Source organism: Gelatiniphilus marinus, from assembly GCF_042684345.1.
GTDB classification, from domain to species: domain Bacteria; phylum Bacteroidota; class Bacteroidia; order Flavobacteriales; family Flavobacteriaceae; genus Gelatiniphilus; species Gelatiniphilus marinus.
In genome coordinates this window covers 173254-191994 of record NZ_JBHULK010000001.1, presented here as the reverse complement: position 1 = coordinate 191994, position 18741 = coordinate 173254, and the positions used below count along the sequence as shown (strand labels likewise).

Below are 18741 nucleotides of genomic sequence, written 5' to 3'. Positions count from 1 at the left end.
CTAATTATTTAAAGGATTGTAACCCAAATAAGGCACTTTTATTTCGTTAAATTGAATACCAAAACCTTTTAATTCCTTTAAAATAGGCTTGTAAACTTCTTTAGTGATGGGTATTTGCACACCTGGAGTTGTAATTTTTTTGTTTAAAATAGCAAGTGTTGCCATAGCCACAGGCAAACCAACGGTTTTGGACATAGCAGTATAGGTTTGGTCTTCGCCCAGTACAACCATATTTGCATCTATTTGGTGTTTTTTACCGTTTAACTCGTACCCAAATTTATGGTACATTACAATCATATCTTTATCGTTTGTTTCTAAAGTCCAGCTATCCATCAGTATTTTTTGAAGGATTTGGGCCGGTGTAGCTTTATTTAGTTCTACTCTTTTTTCAGCATTAAAAATATCTAATTCAACCAATTTATCCCAAACAATATCGTCTTGGTCTATTTTAAGTGCGTGCCTTAATTTTAATTCTACCGAATCAGAAGGACTATACGGCAAAAAGGCATTAACAAAATCGCGGTAACTCATGTTTTCGCTATCGTCAATGGTGTAGCTATCGTCTGTCATTCCCAAAACCACAAAAATATTCCAAGCCCGACTAAAGCCAACACGACGCATGGTACCTCGATATAATGTTTTTATATTTTCTAATCCGTAAACGCTTTGGTACTTTAAAGAGTCTCGGTTGGCATAAGCTTCAAATCGACCAAAACCATCAATTTCCAAAAACTCGGTACGCCTAAATAATCGGTTGTACGGAATGTATTTATAGGTGCCTTCCTGTAAAAATTTTGCGGCTCCACCTTGGCCGGCAACAACCACATTTCTGGGATTCCAGGTAAATTTATAGTTCCAAAGGTTTGTATCGCTTTCGGGAGCTACTAGCCCACCGGTAAACGATTCAAATAAAATAATTTTGCCGCCCTTGGCTCTAATGTGGTCTAAAACTTGCATGGCACTCATGTGGTCTATCCCGGGATCGACCCCAATTTCATTCATTAAAACAAGTCCGTTTGCTTTTGCAGCAGCATCTAAAGCTTGCATTTCTGGGCTTACGTAAGATGCCGTTACCATATGCTTTTTGTAAGTAACACAGTCTTTGGCAACCTCAATATGAAAACGTGCAGGAAGCATAGATACTACAATATCGGTATTCTCAATGGCTTTTCTGCGCTGGGTTTCATCAAAAACATCTAAATTAATTAGGGTTGCGTTTTTATGATTTCCAACCAGTTTTTTAGCATTTTCTGTGTTAATATCTCCAATGGTAACATGTAGGTTTTCAGACCGAGATTTATCCAATAAATATTTTATGAGATAGGATGCCGATTTTCCGGAACCAATAACTAAAATCTTTCGCATAGTGAGAATTGTTGAGTAATTTTGTTTTTTAGATTTCCGCTTTATTCATTGATTCTTAATTCAAATTAATTCATGAATCTTCGATTTTGTGAGAATAACAATTTTAATGGTATTTTTCAAGATTTTGTTTTGAAAACATTTTATTGACAAACACCCTTTTAAGCGGATTAATTTTACGAATTTAATAAAAATTAAAGGGATTTTTTATGAATAATTAACATAAATATGAATAATAAAATTTTAATTGCTGCGTCGCTTTTGGGGATAACCAGTGTTATTATGGGTGCTTTTGGCGCACATGGGTTAAAGGCCTCAATCTCGGTTGAATCTTTACAAACCTTTGAAACCGGTGTACGCTATCAAATGTATCATGCCTTATTTCTTTTGTTTGTTGGAAGCACACCATTAATTAGCAAAAAAACAAAACGACTTATTTTTTACTTTGTGTTAATAGGCGTTTTTCTCTTTTCGGGGTCTATTTATGGTTTGGCCACTAACCCTTTAACGGCTTTCAATTTTAAGACCATTGCTTTTATAACTCCAATTGGGGGATTGTTATTAATTATATCTTGGGGGATTATATTTATGGATTTCTTAAAAATAAAGTCGAAAAATGATAATTAAATAATTTGATGGGTAAAAATAAAGTGTAATTTTGCCAAATAAATATTTTTTCAATACAAAATGGTAAAAAACAATCCAGTTACGAAAACGATTGCGTTAGAATCTTACGGTATAAAACATGCCAAAGTTTATTATCAACTCACTCCCGAAGAGCTTCATGGTATTACTATTAAAAACGGGCAAGCAAAAGAAGCCTCGTCTGGTGCTTTAGCGGTTAATACCGGAGAGTTTACAGGACGATCACCAAAAGACAGGTTTATTGTAAAAGACCAAATTACAAAAGACCGCGTTTGGTGGGGCGATATTAATATCCCGTTTAGTGCCGATAAGTTTGATGCATTGTACAATAAAGTTGTAGATTATCTTTCTGGAAAAGAAATTTTTGCAAGAGATAGTTACGCTTGCGCGGATGAAAATTACAAATTAAATATTCGTGTTATTAACGAATATCCTTGGAGCAACTTGTTTGCATACAATATGTTTTTACGCCCAACCGAAAAAGAGCTAAAAGATTTTACACCAGAATGGACCGTAATTAACGCGCCAGGTTTTATGGCAGTTCCAGATGAAGACGGCACGCGCCAACACAATTTTGCCATTTTAAACTTTACGAAAAAAATCGCTTTAGTGGGCGGAACGGGTTACACCGGCGAAATAAAAAAAGGTGTGTTTTCGGCTTTAAACTTTATACTGCCAGTATTTAAAAACACTTTGCCCATGCATTGTAGCGCCAATGTTGGTAAAACCGGAGATACCGCAATTTTCTTTGGGCTCTCTGGCACTGGAAAAACAACCCTATCCACAGACCCCAACAGAAGCTTAATTGGCGATGACGAACACGGTTGGACCAACGAAAACACGGTGTTTAATTTTGAAGGCGGTTGTTACGCCAAAGTAATCAATCTATCAAAAGAACAGGAACCAGAAATTTACGCCGCCATTAAAAAAGGCGCAATTCTTGAAAATGTGATTTTAGATGAAAAAAGCAATGTAGATTTTGAAGATGCTTCAATAACCCAAAACACAAGGGTAAGCTATCCTATTTATCATATTGAAAACATAAAAGAACCATCAATCGGTAAAAACCCAAAAAATATTTTCTTTTTAACCGCCGATGCTTTTGGGGTATTGCCTCCAATTTCAAAATTAACGCCAAGTCAGGCTGCGTATCATTTTATTTCGGGCTACACCGCAAAAGTGGCCGGTACAGAAGCTGGAGTTGTTGAGCCTCAACCGTCTTTCTCTGCCTGTTTTGGTGCGCCTTTTATGCCCTTGCATCCCGCAAAATATGCCGAAATGTTAAGTAAAAAAATGAAAGAGTCTGGAGCAAACGTATGGTTGGTAAACACAGGATGGACCGGTGGCCCTTACGGCGTGGGAACAAGAATGAAATTAAAATATACACGAGCCATGATTAATGCTGTTTTAAATGGCGATTTAGGATTGTATAATTATGACGATTACCACATACACTCTGTATTTGGAGTGGCACAACCCAGAACCTGCCCTGGTGTTCCAACCGAAGTTTTAAGTCCGCGTGCTACTTGGAATGATGATGAGGCGTATTATACAACAGCTTTTAAGTTAACCAATGCCTTTAGGGAAAACTTTAAAAAGTTTGAGGCTCATTGTAATGAAGAAATTAGACGTGGCGGACCACAGCGCTATGCGTTTTAAAAGCTAGTGACTAACTCAAAAACAAAAAATCGTCTATAATACAATTTATAGGCGATTTTTTATTTTAGTTCAATATAATCTATTACCCCATCTTTTGTTAAATTACCAAGTTTAGTTTTATTCAAAATTCTTTCGATGGACATTTTATAAAAATAATTAAACGCAATACTATGCATCCGGTTGTTTTTATAATATATAAGTTCGCAATCTTGATCTATATTCCAAATATCATTTTTTTTCATTAATTAATATAGGGGAATACCATGCTATGTTGAAGAAATTATATTTTATCAAAGCCCATTTACAATTATACTTCAAACTTATGTGTTCGCCACAGCAGTAAAGCCATAATAGAAAAGCTTTATCTGATTTTTTACTTTTTTTCATTACCAATTGAGTAATCTTTTCAAAGTTATCATAATCAGAAACATCAACCTTTCCATGATTAATAAATTGAAAAAGCTCAGATAGTTTTTCTTCTTTATTTTTGTGAATATTTAGTAAAAAACCTTGATGAGTTTGAAAGTTACTTAATTTATCAAACATGATTTTTAACTAAATTTTATGCATATTAAAAGTAATTAAATCTATTTGGGAATAATAATTACAAATATAATTTTCTGTATAAATCAAAAAAAAAAAAAAAACGATTTCAAAATTAATGAAATCGCTTTTTTTTTTTTTGAATTTAGCTTTTTGTTTTTTGGGGCTTAATACCGCGTGGGCTTGCCCAAGGTGTTTTATTTCCCTTTATTAGCCTTATCTATATATTTTTGCAACGCCATGGTCATGGAAGGCGTTTCGGGTGTTGGAGCAGCAATATCTACGCGTAAGCCTTTATCTTCAACAGCTTTAATAGTGGTGTTTCCAAAAACTGCGATACGTGTTTTGTTTTGTTTAAAATCTGGGAAGTTATGGAATAACGACTCGATTCCAGACGGACTAAAAAACACCAATACATCGTAAGTTACATTTTTTAAATCTGATAGATCGCTAACTACGGTTTTGTAAAAAGTTGCTTGTTTCCAATCTACACCAAGAGCGTCTAAAGTATCAGGTACTTCTGGCTTCACTTTATCGGTATTTGGCAACAGGAATTTTTCGTCTTTATATTTTTTAATTAAAGGAGAAAGCTCAGAAAAAGTACGTTTACCAACATAAATTTTACGCTTTCTGTAAACCACATATTTTTGTAGATAGTAGGCTACCGCTTCAGACTGACAAAAATACTTCATAGAGTCTGGAACTTTAAAGCGCATTTCCTCAGCAATTCTAAAAAAATGATCTACAGCATTTCTACTAGTTAAAATAATGGCGGTATAATTGTTTAAATCTACCTTTTGCTGCCTAATTTCTTTTGCAGAAACGCCTTCAACATGTATAAATGGCCTAAAATCTATTTTTACCTTTTGCTTTTCCTGTAAATCAAAATAAGGGGAGTTTTCTATTTTAGGTTCTGGCTGAGAGACTAAAATTGTTTTCACTTTCATACACACAAGTAGTTTATTTTGTTGCTTTACCAAACAAACACCTTATATAAAACAATATAAGGTGCTATTTCGAGAGCGCAAAGATACAAAATAAAATAAAATAAGTTACCTTTTATTGTGTTTTGATGTGTTTTAAATGTTGTAATTACACCAGAGATATTTACTATAAGCAACAGCCCGATTATAGTAAAAAAAACGGGTAACGTAGGATCTACAGAATAAACCAATATAGCGTTTATGGGCAGCAATAACAGACCCAAATAATTCTTGTAGCTTATTTTTTGAAACAGGTACTGGTCTATAAGCTTATCCAACTCGAAAAGGCTGGCTACAAGGCGTTCAACAAGCACTTTTATCAGCACAAAACTACCTATGCCAAAAAACAGCTTAAAAAGCAGGTTAACCGAAATATCTTTGGTCTGGGTAACACAGCGAAAAGCTAAATAACAAAAAATTGATGCCGATATAACCAGATTAGTAAACAATAAGGCATCAAATTTATCTAAAAACTTTTGGTCTCTGGTGTATATCTTTAAGTATTTAGAGTTTCCTAAAACATAAATAAAGTCGTTAAAACGCTGAGGTGCCACTAATTTTGCAGTTGCAATAATAGCTAGCCCAACAACCATTAAAACCGTAATAATTTCGTTAGAGATAATGTCGCGATACATGGCCTAAAATTATTATAATTATTCACACTTTAGCTATAATATTAAGGAATATTTAAAAAAAATAAACTTTTAAATAATGTACATTTGCCAAAAATATATCGTTACCAAATGCAAGACACGGTTGTTATAATTCCAACATACAACGAAATAGAAAATATTGAAGCCATTATTAGAGCGGTATTTTCTGAGTCGAACACTATTCATATTCTTGTGGTTGACGACAACTCACCAGATTTAACAGCATTAAAGGTAAAAGAATTACAACAAGAGTTTAGCAATCGATTATTTGTTGAAGTACGTAAAGAGAAAGCAGGATTGGGCACTGCCTATATACATGGCTTTTATTGGTGTTTGAAAAAACCTTACCAATATATATTTGAAATGGATGCCGATTTTTCGCACAATCCAAAAGACCTCATAAAACTCTATAATGCCTGTAAAAAGGATGGCGCAGATATGGCCATTGGCTCGCGGTACATAAACAATACCGTAAATGTGGTTAACTGGGACATGAAACGCTTGCTAATGTCTTATTTTGCTTCAAAATACGTAAAATTCATTACCAGAATGCGCATACACGACACCACCGCAGGTTTTGTGTGCTACAAAAGGCAGGTATTAGAGGCCATAGATTTAAGCAAAATTAAATTTATAGGCTATGCTTTTCAAATAGAAATGAAATTTAAAACCTACCTGAAAAATTTTAAAATCATTGAAGTACCCGTAATATTTACAGATAGATCGCAAGGCGAATCAAAACTAAGCTCAGGAATTATTTCTGAAGCTGTGTTTGGCGTAATTTCTATGAAACTTAAAAGTTTATTTAAAAATAAAAAAAGAGTAAAATGACCTTAAAAACAACACTTATTAAAAATGCCAATATAGTAAATGAAGGCAAGATTTTTAATGGCGATATTTTAATTGAAGGCGAATTTATAAAACAGATAAGCAAGTCTATAAGCGCAAAATCTGCCGATGTGCACGTGCTAGATGCAGAAGGCAAATACCTGCTTCCAGGTGTTATAGACGACCAAGTACACTTTAGAGAACCCGGATTAACGCACAAAGCCAATATTGAAACCGAATCTAAAGCAGCCATTGCGGGCGGCATTACCTCGTTTATAGAGATGCCTAACACCAATCCGCAAACCACGACTATTGAGAAATTAGAAGAAAAATTTGAGATAGCTGCCAAAACATCTTCGGCAAATTACTCGTTTATGTTTGGCGGCACCAACGATAATTTAGATGAAATTTTAAAGGTCGATGCTAAAAACGTTGCAGCATTAAAGCTGTTTTTAGGCTCATCAACAGGTAATATGTTAGTTGATAACCCTGAAGTTTTAGAAAATATTTTCTCGAAAACCAACTTATTAATCGCCGTGCATTGTGAGGATGAAGGCACCATAAAAGCTAATTTTGAAAAGTATTTAAAACAATATGGCGATGCTATTCCTACTAAATACCACCCAGAAATACGCAGTGAAGAAGCATGCTATTTATCCTCTTCAAAAGCCATAGAATTGGCCAAAAAAACTGGTGCTAGATTGCACGTTTTTCATTTATCAACAGGAAAAGAAACTGCTCTCTTTGATAATAAAACACCGTTAAAAGATAAAAAAATTACTGCCGAGGTTTGTATCCATCATTTATGGTTTACAGATAAAGATTACGATAAAAAAGGTACACTTATTAAATGGAATCCTGCTGTAAAAACCCAAAAAGATAAAGATCAATTATGGGACGCTTTGTTAGATGATAGAATTGATGTTATAGCCACAGACCATGCTCCGCATACTATAGAGGAAAAAGAAAACGTTTATACTAAAGCACCTTCGGGCGGCCCTTTAGTGCAACACGCATTACCTGCAATGTTAGAAATGCATCATAAAAATAAAATTTCAATTGAAAAAATAGTTGAGAAAATGTGCCATAATCCAGCTATTTTATTTCAAATTGAAAAACGCGGCTTTATAAAAGAAGGCTTTTTTGCCGATTTGGTATTGGTGGATTTACACCATCCGTGGACTGTAAAAAAAGAAAACATCCTTTACAAATGTGGTTGGTCTCCGTTTGAAGGCACAACCTTTAAATCCAGAATTACCCATACCTTTGTTAACGGTAGTTTGGCATACAATAATTTTAAGTTTATTAATGTAAATGCCGCAAAACGCTTAACCTTCAACAGATGATTTTAAAACGCTTATTAGCATATTTTAGCATCGTATTGCTGGCAACAGCTTGTTATAAATACGATAAACCAAAAAAGCCAGGGAATTTAATCCCAAAGGAAAAAATGGTTAATATTATAATGGATGTTAGGTTGCTATCTTCTGCTAACGGCGCCAACAAAACAGTCTTGGAAAAAAACAATTTGCAAGCCGAAGCCTATATTTATAAAAAATACAATATAGATAGTTTGCAGTTTGCCTTAAGCAACAATTATTATGCCTATTTTGTTGATGATTATAACGCGATTTACGAAAAAGTTAAAGATAGTTTTCAAGTTTTAAAAACCAAATATGCCGATTTGGCAAAACAAGAAGAGCAGGAAAAAAAATATAGAGATTCCATTCATGCCATTATAAAAAAAGACTCAACACGCATTATAAAACTTAAAGAACAACTAAGCGTACTGGTAAAAAAAGATTCGCTAAAGCCCTTGATTAAAAAAGACTCTATTCAATTAATAAAATTGAAAGATTCTTTAAATATGCTAATTAAAAAAGATTATACAACCCGGTTTAAGCTAAAATCTAAAAAAGAAGAAGGGTTAATTATACCTGTTTCAGATATAGGTTTCCAACAGTAGTGATGCTTTCGCTTATTGGTGTAAATTCAAAGCCTGTGGCATTTTTAATTTTAACATTGCTGTAATTTGTTTTAGAATGTAACGATGTTACCAATTGCTTTGTTAATTGCCTTCTTTTCCCTGTTAATTTATGTGTTAACCAATCCATCCTCCAAGCTATTTGCAACAACCCATATTTAGCTTCTTTTACAGGTGGCTTTGCGTTTACGGCTTTTGCCAGGGTTTGTAAAAACTGCTTGTAGGTCCAATTTTCGGCTACTATTATAAAACGCTCGTTTTTAATATCGCTTTTTAAAAGTGAAATCATATTAGAAACCACGTCTTTTACATCAACCAATCCAACAGTTCCGGCGGTGTAATATTTTAAGCCTTTATGTGCTTTTTTAAATAAACTGCCGCTGCCATAGTGCCAAATTCCCGCACCTAAAATAACCCCGGGGTTTACAATAACCACATTTACACCTTCTTGTGTGGCCCGCCAAACTTCCATTTCGGCACCGTATTTTGTAATGGCATAAACACTGTTGTCTTGTTCTGGGTTCCATTCTGTATTCTCGGTAATAGGTTGGTTATTTATTGTATTGCCAAGGGTTGCAATAGAACTTACATAACATAATTTTTCTATGTGGTTGGAGATACAAAGGTTAACAATATTTGCAGTACCATCTATATTGGTTCGACGTAAAAGCTGGTATTTATCAGGTTCAAAAGATACAAATGCAGCACAATGATACAGGTATTTTACACCATTAAAAGCATCAGATAATAACGGCATATCTAAAATATCGGCTTCAACCCAATCAATAGATTTAAAGAGCGACTCGTAATTTTCGGTATAACTAGAGAACACTTGTTTTACATTCTCAAGTTTACGCTTATTTCTATAAATCGCCCTTACGGTTTCGTTATTACTAACCAGTTTGTACAGTAAATGCGCACCAACTAATCCTGTGCCTCCGGTAACTAAAATCATGCCACTAAAGTAATGAATAATTCAAATAGATAATGGGAAAAGTTGGTTTTCAGTCTCAGCCTCAGTAGCGGCGGCAGTAATCAGTAAAAAAAATACATTTTTGGTTCCCGTGCAAAAAGAGTTTATTAACCCAAAACCCATCGACCTTCGTCTTTTAACCCAAAGAATTATTAATAATACAAGCGTAATTATACACGTATTTTTATCTTTGCATAGTTTTTTAAAAATAATAGAGAATGATAAAGAATTTTGTTGAAGAATTAACTTGGAGGGGCATGATACAAGATAGCATGCCAGGAACAGAAGAACACCTTATGGAAGCAATGCGTTTGGCGTATGTGGGCATTGACCCAACGGCAGATTCGTTACACATTGGCCATTTAGTAGGTGTTATGGGTCTTAAACATTTTCAGTTATCAGGACACAAACCCGTTGCCCTAGTTGGCGGAGCCACAGGGATGATTGGAGACCCTTCGGGAAAATCGGCAGAGCGCAACTTACTTAACGAAGAAACACTTTTGCACAACCAAAATGCTATTAAAGAACAATTATCGCGATTTTTGGATTTTGATAGTGATGCTGAAAACGCTGCCATTATTGTTAACAATTACGACTGGATGAAACAGTTTTCTTTTCTAGAATTTATTCGCGATGTGGGCAAGCATATTACCGTAAATTATATGATGGCAAAAGATTCAGTAAAAAAACGTTTATCATCAGAATCATCGGTAGGCATGAGCTTTACAGAATTTACTTACCAACTGGTGCAGGGCTACGATTTTTTACACCTTTACAGAGATAAAAACTGCACCCTTCAAATGGGCGGTAGCGACCAGTGGGGCAATATTACCACAGGTACAGAGTTAATAAGACGTGTTGATTCTGGAAAAGGATACGCCTTAACATGGCCATTAATTACCAAAGCCGATGGCACCAAGTTTGGAAAAACCGAAGGCGGGAATATTTGGCTTGACGCCGAAAGAACATCGCCATACAAGTTTTACCAATATTGGCTAAACACCAGTGATGCAGATGCCGAAAAGTATATAAAAATCTTTACTTTTTTAACCCGTGCAGAAATTGAAGGCCTAATAGAACAACACAAAGAAGCCCCACATTTGCGCGTCTTGCAAAAACGCTTAGCCGAAGAAATTACAACCATGGTACACTCTAAAGAAGATTTAGATAATGCCATAAAAGCCAGTTCTATTTTGTTTGGAAAATCTACAAGCGACGATTTAAAACAATTAAACGAGCAAACTTTTTTAGATGTTTTTGATGGTGTACCACAAACCGAAATCGCAAAAAACGATATTGAAAACGGATTGGATATTATCGCAGCCTTGGCAGAGAAAGGCGGATTTTTAAAATCTAATGGTGAAGCGAGACGTGCGTTAAAAGAAAACTCTATTTCGGTAAATAAAGAAAAGGTAAAAGACGATTACAAAATTACCTCTAAAGACCTAATTAACAACAAGTTTGTATTATTACAGCGCGGTAAAAAAAATTACTTTGTATTGCGGGTATAAGGTATAAAGCTTATAAGACACTTATACCATTTGCAATTAACGTTAATGGTATAAGCAGGTTTTCTTGCAATTTTGGGCTTTGCGCCAAACCACTATTTTGATTTTTTGTACAAGCCATCAAAAGCTACGCTTACTTTATTATTGCTGGTAATGGTTTCCCAGTATTGGCGTACGGTGCCGTCTGGATTTGAGGTCCACGTTACGCGATGGTAAAACGGGTTTCCATCCTTGTTGGTTTTGGTTTGGGTTTTTAAAATCATTTGGTTTCCTACCCTATTGCCTTTTAAATGCAAGATCGCCCCTTGGTTGTCCACCCATATTTGCTCCCATTGTTTGGTTTTGGCATTGTAAAAATTGTTGCTGGTTCCTGTATAGTTCCCTTTTGCACTAATCCACTGCTCTCGAACAATACAGTTGTCTTGAATTTTATCTATTCGATTAGTTCCTGCAACAGTTCTGTCTGGGTTTGTTACGGTCCAACTGCCTATCCAAAAATCGAATTCCTTATGTTTTTCCGTACAGCAAAAACAATTATTACTTTGTGCAAATCCGATTGATACAACTAGCAAAAACAATATTGAAAGTTTAAAGCATTTCATTATTTTAAAAATTTAGGTAGCGCATTTTATTTGATAAAAAATTAAATCTTTATTCTGGTGCAAGTAAAACTTAAAACACTAAAACTAAATTTAGTCGCTGTTTAAAATGGTAAACGTTGTTTTAAATTTATAAAATATAAACAAAAAACAACTTTAAATTAACACAATGTTAGTATTTAAGTTTACTGTTTGTTGTCTTAAATAAAAAAATACCCATTGGCTGCTTTTTATTATTAATAAAAAAATGTATATTTAATATCTACTTTTTTACAAAAAGCAAAATGGACAGAATAGAGGTTATTAAAAGCAATCAAGCCCTGCTTAACAAACGCTATAAAGAGCTTATGGAAATTGCTTATAATTTTAGGCAAACCGATTCTGCTCTAAGTGATATTTCAGAATACAAAGCCATAAAGCTTCTTAACAAACTCAACAGATTAAAATATCTGTCTAGAGAATTAGCGCAAAGCCCTGTGCAATCTTAAAGTTTTTTAACTTTTACAAAACATCCAAAAAACTGGTTTACACGTAATTTATATAAGTTAAGTGCCAATTATATTATTGAAAAAAAAAACGTTATGAGTCCGCATTTTTGTAAAGTTGGAAAAATTAAGCCCAATCTAAATAAACTGATAAGTTTAAAGGAATTAGAAAATAAAATCGCAAATTTTGTAGAAGATACCACAAAGCTTGAAACACCCCAAAACCTAAGCACCGGTTTTTAAATAAACCACTATAACTGGCCGGTAATCATCTTTTATATAATCTCATTTTTTAAAATATTATCTTCTATTAAAAACAACACTACATAACAAAAACACCTTTGTGTAAGACTTACCATTTACGCTATTTAAAAATTAAATATCTAAAGAAATCTCACTTTCACACAATTAAAACATACGCCTTTCAATTTGTTTTTGTTAAAAAAATAGCTTAATATTACTACATATTTCTCCTTATTTTTTTATTTATAGCATTGTAATAATAATAATAAAGACGCCTTTAAAATTAAATTATAAATGCATTTTATTATGCTAAATTACAGTCTGTTGCTAAAAGCAGTCTTTCATACATTCTACCATTAATACCAATTTAGCAATTTGTAGATATGGTGCTGTTTATTAATCATACCAATAAATCCTATTTTTATGAAGCTATTAACCACTCTAGTTTGTACTTTAAGTTTAATGTTTCAAACTTTTTCGCAAGAACAAAAAACACCATCTCCAATCTTGTTTATCTACGATGCCAGCGGCTCTATGTGGGGTAAACTGGATGGTAAAACCAAAAAGGAAATTGCTTTGGAAGTATTAACAACATCCGTAAATAACCTTCCCGACAATCAAAACATCGGACTAATGGCGTATGGCCATCGCAAAAAAGGCGATTGCAACGACATTGAATTTTTAGTCGATTTAAAAAACGCATCCAAAACCCATATTACAAAAGCGGTAAGCAATATAAATGCTTTAGGGAAAACGCCTTTAGCGCGTTCGGCAGCACTCGCAATCAATTCATTAAAAGAAAGCAAAACCAAAGCAACCATTATTTTAATAACCGATGGCATTGAATCTTGCGACGGCAATATTTGCGATATAGTTTCAAAAGCAAAAACCGATGGCATCGATTTTAAACTCCATATTGTAGGCTTCGGACTTGAAGAAGGTGAAACCGAACAATTAAAATGCGCTGCCAATGCCGGTGGCGGAAAGTATTACGATGCCGCTAATGCGAGCGATTTGGGTAAAGGGCTCACAGAAGCAACAAACACAACCGTAGATGATCCTCCTGGGAATTTTTCAATTTATGCTACAAAAAATGGAGAGCCTGTTGATGCTTGGGTTAGAATAGTAAAAACAGGTACCAATAAAGAAATTGATGGCACACGAACCTATCGCGATACGGGTTGGGTACATCTGCCTCCGGGAAAATATAACATGATTGTAAACCCTTTAGAAAACACCAAAATTAATGGAACTACTATAATTATTGAAAGTATAAAAGATAAAATCGGACATAAAACGGTAAGTTTTGATGGCGGAAAAATAAATCTTTTAACGCTTAATAATAATGAAGGTTGGGATGCCACAAGCAAAGTAAAAACACAAGAGGGTAAAGTAGTTGGTGGTAGCAGAACTTATGGAAGAACGCAGACCATTGAGGTAAACCCGGGTACTTACGATATTGAAGTGATGGGTTTACGCATGAAAGGTTTAGAAACTAAATACACAATTGAAGATGTTATAGTAGAATCTGGTAAAACCATTGAAGTTTCACATAATTTTAAAACAGGCATTGCCATGATTGGTGTAAAAAGCGGAGAAACTTTAGTTGATGCTGTTGTTAGTATAAAAGAAAAAAAATCTGGAAAAAATGTTGCAGGCAGCAGAACCTACACTTCAAATAACAGCAACCCCAGAGAGTTTTTATTAAATCCAGGAATTTACGAAGTAAAAGTTAGTGCTGTAAAAAAAGAATACGCTGGCAAAAAAGAAACATTTACTATTCAAGTTAAGCAAGGAGAAACCGTAACCAAAATAATTCGTTTTTAATCATGGCACATAAAATGTTCAAAGCTTATAGTTTTTTAATGTACTTTCTTGCAATTATTGCCTTTTTCTTTTTAGGGTTGGTTTATGCTGGTATTACAGAAGCCGCAAAAGGGCAAATGTTGGCTGGTGGCGCTATTGTTTTTGGCTACGGGGTTATTGGCGCTTTTATTGGCTTATGTTTAGCAATTATATTTGCCTATAACCTTAAAAGACATTTGATTATAAAAATTAATGTATTGCTGGTATTAATTATTGCAGCCTCGGTTGCTTATTTTACCATTAAATACCAACAACGCCAAAAAGAAAAAGAACAACATAAAATTGAGCAACAAAAAACAAAAAGACCCACCACTCGGGCTGAAAATAAAACAATGAATTCTCTGGCGTTATTCACTAAAAAAATTGAAACCACAAGCGATATGGAATTGAAAAGCGAAATGGGGTTGGGCATGTTTACTCCTAATTTCCACGATAACAAAACGCTTTATTTTTACGGTAATTTAACCCAAGGAAAATCGGTTCAAGAGCATACACCAATAGACAGTATTACCTTTAAACAACGTGAATACGGTGGTTTTGATATTGCTACTGCACCGCCTTGGTTAGTGCCCGATCATTTAAAATTAGATTACGATATGTTGTATTTTAAAGTACAGTCCATATCCCATGATTTTATTGAAGTTACTGTTAATACCACTAACAACCAAACCCGTTTTGTAGATCGTTATGCTGGAAAATTAATGTATTGGCCAGAGTTTCTTTTGGTGATAAACAGCGTGAAGTTTCCCAATCCCGAAAAGCATAATATTTATACACGACCTTTTGAGGAAGCAGGCACAACAAAAACACCATATAGTTTTTTACGACCAATAAAAATTAAAGATGAATGGATGTACGTGGCGTTGCTGGATTACGATTTTAATGTGAAGGGTCAGGGTTGGATTCGGTGGAAAAAAGGTGGCAAAATGCTGATTAGGTATTCATTGTTAAGTTGAAACACACCGAGATTACTCTCAAAGCTTCCCACTGAAAACACTCACTCTAGAATTAAACGGATTTCCCGAAGCACGACGCAACATCACCACTTGCCCACAATGCCAAAGCGCATCTGCAATGGGGCCGTTAATAAGATTCCAAAACGGAAATCTTTCGTTATCAAATTCAGAAAGATCTTTGGTTGCTTTTAAAATTTCCGAAGCCTCTTTTATGTTTAACAGGGTTTGTTTTCGTTTTTCTTCAAAGGTAAATTCCTTTTGGTTTTCATCTCTTTTTTCTTCGGATAAAGCATTAAGTAAAAAATTAGATAATCCCAATAAATGGTCGATGGTTTCAGCACTCGTTCGTCCGCTTTCACTGGGTTTATAATTTAGGTCTTCTTGTCGTAAGCCTTCGGTTGCCCAATAATATCTAAAGCCCAAACCATCAACCATTCTAGCGGCTACGGTTCCTGCGGTATAGGTTTGCGGGTATTCCGGAATTTGGTAATACGGTAATTTTTCTTCATTTTGGGCCATAATAACTGTTGTTAATATTAAGGCTAATATTAGGGCGGATTTCTTCATTTTATTTAGGATTTAAAGTCATGACATAATCGTAACTTTCGTTTAAATAATATGCAACGTTATCTAAATTTTCAAGCATGTGGTCTGGAATTAACACGTAACCTTTCATGACCGCACCGTAAGATGTATATGTTGAGGAATTGAATGCTTTGATGTATTTTTCTTGTACCTCTTTTGAAAATCGAATGCCTATTTCACCGGCCTTATTCAGCAATGAAAACATATACCCATTTGCCGAGGTATAAATCATCGATTTTCCTTTCCGCTCAAATCTCGGGCATTTATTAATGAGTTCGTCGTAAATTTTCAGTTTTTCTTCCCACATAAAAACAAGCTTAAATTAATCTTTTAATTGGTCCTCATTCAGAATAGGATTCACCCCATATTTATCAAACAAATACACCAAAGCGGTCATGGTTGCTGCACCTAATTCCAACTCTCGTTTATTAACATGTTCGAAGGTATCGTTGGCGGCATGGTGGTGATCGAAATACCTTTGGGAATCCGGCCGCAAACCTGCCAATACATTGGTATTGCTTTTTAAGGGGCTAACATCGGCACCGCTTCCGCCCTTTTCAAAATAATGGATAAAATAGGGTTTAAATAAAGGCTTCCAACTTAATATTTGATTGAAACTGGCATCGTTACAATCGAAACTAAAACCGCGCGGGGTAAATCCGCCCGCATCACTTTCTAATGCAAATATGTGGTTTTCGTTTTTTTGTTTGGCAACTTCGGCATATTTTTTCCCGCCTCGCAAACCGTTTTCCTCATTCATAAACAAAACGACTCTAATACTGCGTTTGGGTTTAATTCCAGACTCCTTTAACAACCTTAAAACGTCCATAGATTGCACTACTCCGGCACCATCGTCGTGCGAGCCATCGCCTAAATCCCATGAATCCAGATGCCCGCCAACTATAATGTATTCATTAGGGAATTCGCTTCCGGTAACTTCGCCAATCACATTATGCGACAACACATCGTCCAACTGTTTGCAATTTTGCTTAAAATAGAATTTAAGCGATTTATCTAGCTTTAACATCGAGCTCAACAATTCGGCATCGTTGGTGCTAATAGCCGCAGACGGAATGCGTTTATTAACAGGCAGGTTGCCATAAGTCATGCTGCCCGTATGTGGCAAATCGTCCAATCGTAAATTCATGGAGCGCACAATAACACCCACGGCACCGTATTTGGCAGCTTCAACGGCGCCCATGTAGCGTTGGTTTACGCAACCTCCGTAGGCCTCGAAAGTACTAATAACATCGGGTTGCATCGGGCGATTGTAAAACACGATTTTGCCCTCAATATTTTCTTTTCCCAGAACCTCTAGCTCATCAAAGTTTTTAACTTCGACAACATGAGCTTTTAACCCAATGGCCGGTGTAGCTATGGAGCCGCCCAATGCACAAATGTTTACGTTCGTGGTTTTTTTGGTGCCAAAACCACTGGGAGCCGTTTCGATATAGGCAAATTCTTTGGCGCCACGCACCCATTTTGGTACCATTACGGGTTGCAACCATACTTTATCTAATCCTAATTTTTCGAGTTCTGCCTTGGTGTATGCTACTGCTTTTTCGGCATTTAAAGAGCCTGACAACCGGCCACCTATTTGGTTTGACAAATGATTTAACCAATCGTAACTTTTACCGTTTGTTAGAGATTGCGTGTAAATTTCTCTTATGACTTCTTTGTCGGTTTGGGCAAAACTAATTATAGAACTTAATAATGTTGTAATTAAAAGTATTCGTTTCATGTAGAATTTTTATATGTGGATTCCTGCTTTCGCAGGAATGACAAACTTAAATTATTTTAAAGTTTAAATATACTATTTATTGAAAGTTGAGTGCTAACTTGAAACATAAATTTGTGTTAATTACCTGCGGTAAGTGCGTTAACGATTGAACGGCATGTTTGAAATCCTTTTTGCTTTTTCTGCAAAAAGATTGAGTAGTGAAAGCGTGTTAAAACGCCCAAAAACTACTACTCGTTGTTTAACTGATTTATGTATTCTGCTAGGTTTGCTTTTACTTTATCGTCTAATTCTGGCTCTTTAATATCGGTGTATTTGCTCAACGTATCGTACATAATTTTAGCGACAATATAGCGCGCCGTTGGTTTATCGTTTGCAGGAATATTGTACCACGGCGCGTGGGGTTTTGAGGTGCGGTTTATGGCATCTTCGTAACAGTTTTGGTATTTGTCCCAAAGGGCGCGCTCTTTTAAATCGTCTGGCGAAAATTTCCAATGTTTTTCCTTTTTATTCAAACGGCGAAGCAACCTGTTTTTTTGCTCGTCTTTTGAAAGGTTTAAATAAAACTTAAATATAATGGTGCCATTTTCGGCAATATGCTTTTCAAAATTATTGATTTGCTCGAAGCGTTTGTCCCAAAATGCCTCATTAATATCGGCAATAGAATTTACCGAAGGAATCCTTTCATTTAATATATAGTTGGGGTGCACACGGGTTACCAGTACGTTTTCGTAATGCGTTCGGTTAAAAATAGCAAATTTACCACGCTCTGGCAATGCAATGTAATGGCGCCATAAATAGTCGTGCCCCAACTCTAAATCTGTGGGCACTTTAAAACTATGGGAAATTACACCGCGGGCATTGAAATTTTTAAAAACCTCGCGAATTAAACTGTCTTTTCCAGAAGTATCCATACCTTGTATGCATACCAAAACCGCATATTTATCGTGGGCGTACATGGTGTTTTGCAGTTTTCCGAGTTTTTTGCTTACAAATTGCAAGGCATCTTTTATCTCGTCTTTTGAAGCGTTTAAAGGATAACTTGAAGGTTGATTGCTTAATTTTATTTTTGAGGTAATTTTAAAATCGTTGGTATCTATTTTTTTCAAAATGCTCTAGTATTTGTTATGG

General features: G+C 35.1%; 20 protein-coding genes. 10 read left to right on the top strand and 10 right to left on the bottom strand.

What is annotated here, in order from left to right; translation table 11 throughout:
* The gene (locus tag ACFSQS_RS00885; protein ID WP_388012645.1) at positions 1-1365 is read right to left on the bottom strand and encodes a saccharopine dehydrogenase family protein; all 1365 of its coding nucleotides are present in this window, start codon (positions 1363-1365) and stop codon (positions 1-3) included.
* Positions 1366-1590: 225 nt separating this feature from the next.
* Here ACFSQS_RS00885 and ACFSQS_RS00880 point away from each other — a divergent pair, with 225 nt between their 5' ends.
* Positions 1591-1989 (top strand): DUF423 domain-containing protein, encoded by a 399-nt coding sequence (locus tag ACFSQS_RS00880; protein WP_388012642.1) that lies wholly within the window; start codon positions 1591-1593, stop codon positions 1987-1989.
* A 60-nt stretch (positions 1990-2049) separates the two neighbouring features.
* Positions 2050-3666 carry a phosphoenolpyruvate carboxykinase (ATP) gene (gene pckA, locus ACFSQS_RS00875; RefSeq protein ID WP_388012639.1) on the top strand — a complete coding sequence of 539 codons (1617 nt, stop codon included), beginning with the start codon at positions 2050-2052 and terminating at the stop codon, positions 3664-3666.
* A gap of 228 nt (positions 3667-3894) precedes the next feature.
* Here the strand turns inward: pckA and ACFSQS_RS00870 are convergent, their stop codons facing one another.
* The 3 genes from ACFSQS_RS00870 to ACFSQS_RS00860 all read right to left on the bottom strand — a co-directional run bounded on the left by ACFSQS_RS00870 (position 3895) and on the right by ACFSQS_RS00860 (position 5827).
* Complete coding sequence (locus ACFSQS_RS00870) at positions 3895-4212, bottom strand: hypothetical protein (protein ID WP_388012636.1); 318 nt, start codon at positions 4210-4212, stop codon at positions 3895-3897.
* Between the two features lie 194 nt (positions 4213-4406).
* On the bottom strand, positions 4407-5156 hold the full coding sequence (locus tag ACFSQS_RS00865) for a uroporphyrinogen-III synthase (protein ID WP_388012633.1): 750 nt from the start codon (positions 5154-5156) through the stop codon (positions 4407-4409).
* Between the two features lie 26 nt (positions 5157-5182).
* Complete coding sequence (locus tag ACFSQS_RS00860) at positions 5183-5827, bottom strand: DUF4271 domain-containing protein (protein WP_388012630.1); 645 nt, start codon at positions 5825-5827, stop codon at positions 5183-5185.
* A 108-nt stretch (positions 5828-5935) separates the two neighbouring features.
* Here ACFSQS_RS00860 and ACFSQS_RS00855 point away from each other — a divergent pair, with 108 nt between their 5' ends.
* The 3 genes from ACFSQS_RS00855 to ACFSQS_RS00845 are packed head-to-tail and all read left to right on the top strand — an operon-like array spanning position 5936 to position 8639.
* On the top strand, positions 5936-6676 hold the full coding sequence (locus ACFSQS_RS00855; protein WP_388012627.1) for a polyprenol monophosphomannose synthase: 741 nt from the start codon (positions 5936-5938) through the stop codon (positions 6674-6676).
* Positions 6673-8019, top strand: a complete 1347-nt coding sequence (locus tag ACFSQS_RS00850) for a dihydroorotase (protein ID WP_388012624.1) — start codon at positions 6673-6675, stop codon at positions 8017-8019. Before ACFSQS_RS00855 ends, ACFSQS_RS00850 begins: the two co-directional genes overlap by 4 nt.
* Complete coding sequence (locus tag ACFSQS_RS00845) at positions 8016-8639, top strand: DUF4296 domain-containing protein (RefSeq protein WP_388012621.1); 624 nt, start codon at positions 8016-8018, stop codon at positions 8637-8639. Before ACFSQS_RS00850 ends, ACFSQS_RS00845 begins: the two co-directional genes overlap by 4 nt.
* Here ACFSQS_RS00845 and ACFSQS_RS00840 read toward each other — a convergent pair.
* Entirely contained in the window at positions 8605-9612 is a 1008-nt protein-coding gene (locus ACFSQS_RS00840) for an NAD-dependent epimerase/dehydratase family protein (protein WP_388012618.1), read from the bottom strand. The two genes, ACFSQS_RS00845 and ACFSQS_RS00840, sit on opposite strands and share 35 nt — an antisense overlap.
* A 236-nt stretch (positions 9613-9848) precedes the next feature.
* Here ACFSQS_RS00840 and tyrS point away from each other — a divergent pair, with 236 nt between their 5' ends.
* The gene (tyrS, locus tag ACFSQS_RS00835; protein ID WP_388012615.1) at positions 9849-11141 is read left to right on the top strand and encodes a tyrosine--tRNA ligase; all 1293 of its coding nucleotides are present in this window, start codon (positions 9849-9851) and stop codon (positions 11139-11141) included.
* Between the two features lie 92 nt (positions 11142-11233).
* On the opposite strand, the gene ACFSQS_RS00830 is transcribed toward tyrS, so the two are convergent.
* A complete protein-coding gene (locus ACFSQS_RS00830; protein ID WP_388012612.1) occupies positions 11234-11740 on the bottom strand; it encodes a hypothetical protein in 507 nt (168 codons plus the stop codon).
* A 281-nt stretch (positions 11741-12021) separates the two neighbouring features.
* On the opposite strand from ACFSQS_RS00830, the gene ACFSQS_RS00825 reads away from it, so the two are divergent.
* The 4 genes from ACFSQS_RS00825 (at position 12022) to ACFSQS_RS00810 (ending at position 15287) form a co-directional block, all read left to right on the top strand.
* On the top strand, positions 12022-12225 hold the full coding sequence (locus ACFSQS_RS00825) for a Lacal_2735 family protein (protein ID WP_388012609.1): 204 nt from the start codon (positions 12022-12024) through the stop codon (positions 12223-12225).
* Between the two features lie 93 nt (positions 12226-12318).
* Positions 12319-12465, top strand: coding sequence for a hypothetical protein (locus tag ACFSQS_RS00820; protein WP_388012606.1), 147 nt, complete (start codon positions 12319-12321; stop codon positions 12463-12465).
* A gap of 423 nt (positions 12466-12888) precedes the next feature.
* Positions 12889-14292, top strand: coding sequence for a vWA domain-containing protein (locus ACFSQS_RS00815; protein ID WP_388012603.1), 1404 nt, complete (start codon positions 12889-12891; stop codon positions 14290-14292).
* Positions 14293-14294: 2 nt separating this feature from the next.
* Entirely contained in the window at positions 14295-15287 is a 993-nt protein-coding gene (locus tag ACFSQS_RS00810; RefSeq protein ID WP_388012600.1) for a hypothetical protein, read from the top strand.
* Positions 15288-15305: 18 nt separating this feature from the next.
* Here ACFSQS_RS00810 and ACFSQS_RS00805 read toward each other — a convergent pair whose 3' ends face one another.
* From ACFSQS_RS00805 to ACFSQS_RS00790, 4 genes are all read right to left on the bottom strand, one after another.
* Positions 15306-15854 (bottom strand): hypothetical protein, encoded by a 549-nt coding sequence (locus ACFSQS_RS00805; RefSeq protein ID WP_388012597.1) that lies wholly within the window; start codon positions 15852-15854, stop codon positions 15306-15308.
* A 1-nt stretch (position 15855) separates the two neighbouring features.
* Positions 15856-16179 (bottom strand): hypothetical protein, encoded by a 324-nt coding sequence (locus tag ACFSQS_RS00800; RefSeq protein WP_388012594.1) that lies wholly within the window; start codon positions 16177-16179, stop codon positions 15856-15858.
* Between the two features lie 15 nt (positions 16180-16194).
* A complete protein-coding gene (locus tag ACFSQS_RS00795; protein WP_388012592.1) occupies positions 16195-17613 on the bottom strand; it encodes a M20/M25/M40 family metallo-hydrolase in 1419 nt (472 codons plus the stop codon).
* A 227-nt stretch (positions 17614-17840) separates the two neighbouring features.
* Positions 17841-18719 (bottom strand): PPK2 family polyphosphate kinase, encoded by an 879-nt coding sequence (locus ACFSQS_RS00790; protein ID WP_388012589.1) that lies wholly within the window; start codon positions 18717-18719, stop codon positions 17841-17843.
* Positions 18720-18741: the final 22 nt, after the last annotated feature.

Excerpts from the sequence above, each read along its gene's own strand:
- ACFSQS_RS00885 (WP_388012645.1), bottom strand. The coding sequence starts at position 1,365 with ATGCGAAAGATTTTAGTTATTGGTTCCGGAAAATCGGCATCCTATCTC.
- ACFSQS_RS00880 (WP_388012642.1), top strand. The coding sequence starts at position 1,591 with ATGAATAATAAAATTTTAATTGCTGCGTCGCTTTTGGGGATAACCAGT.
- pckA (WP_388012639.1), top strand. The coding sequence starts at position 2,050 with ATGGTAAAAAACAATCCAGTTACGAAAACGATTGCGTTAGAATCTTAC.
- ACFSQS_RS00870 (WP_388012636.1), bottom strand. The coding sequence starts at position 4,212 with ATGTTTGATAAATTAAGTAACTTTCAAACTCATCAAGGTTTTTTACTA.
- ACFSQS_RS00865 (WP_388012633.1), bottom strand. The coding sequence starts at position 5,156 with ATGAAAGTGAAAACAATTTTAGTCTCTCAGCCAGAACCTAAAATAGAA.
- ACFSQS_RS00860 (WP_388012630.1), bottom strand. The coding sequence starts at position 5,827 with ATGTATCGCGACATTATCTCTAACGAAATTATTACGGTTTTAATGGTT.
- ACFSQS_RS00855 (WP_388012627.1), top strand. The coding sequence starts at position 5,936 with ATGCAAGACACGGTTGTTATAATTCCAACATACAACGAAATAGAAAAT.
- ACFSQS_RS00850 (WP_388012624.1), top strand. The coding sequence starts at position 6,673 with ATGACCTTAAAAACAACACTTATTAAAAATGCCAATATAGTAAATGAA.
- ACFSQS_RS00845 (WP_388012621.1), top strand. The coding sequence starts at position 8,016 with ATGATTTTAAAACGCTTATTAGCATATTTTAGCATCGTATTGCTGGCA.
- ACFSQS_RS00840 (WP_388012618.1), bottom strand. The coding sequence starts at position 9,612 with ATGATTTTAGTTACCGGAGGCACAGGATTAGTTGGTGCGCATTTACTG.
- tyrS (WP_388012615.1), top strand. The coding sequence starts at position 9,849 with ATGATAAAGAATTTTGTTGAAGAATTAACTTGGAGGGGCATGATACAA.
- ACFSQS_RS00830 (WP_388012612.1), bottom strand. The coding sequence starts at position 11,740 with ATGAAATGCTTTAAACTTTCAATATTGTTTTTGCTAGTTGTATCAATC.
- ACFSQS_RS00825 (WP_388012609.1), top strand. The coding sequence starts at position 12,022 with ATGGACAGAATAGAGGTTATTAAAAGCAATCAAGCCCTGCTTAACAAA.
- ACFSQS_RS00820 (WP_388012606.1), top strand. The coding sequence starts at position 12,319 with ATGAGTCCGCATTTTTGTAAAGTTGGAAAAATTAAGCCCAATCTAAAT.
- ACFSQS_RS00815 (WP_388012603.1), top strand. The coding sequence starts at position 12,889 with ATGAAGCTATTAACCACTCTAGTTTGTACTTTAAGTTTAATGTTTCAA.
- ACFSQS_RS00810 (WP_388012600.1), top strand. The coding sequence starts at position 14,295 with ATGGCACATAAAATGTTCAAAGCTTATAGTTTTTTAATGTACTTTCTT.
- ACFSQS_RS00805 (WP_388012597.1), bottom strand. The coding sequence starts at position 15,854 with ATGAAGAAATCCGCCCTAATATTAGCCTTAATATTAACAACAGTTATT.
- ACFSQS_RS00800 (WP_388012594.1), bottom strand. The coding sequence starts at position 16,179 with ATGTGGGAAGAAAAACTGAAAATTTACGACGAACTCATTAATAAATGC.
- ACFSQS_RS00795 (WP_388012592.1), bottom strand. The coding sequence starts at position 17,613 with ATGAAACGAATACTTTTAATTACAACATTATTAAGTTCTATAATTAGT.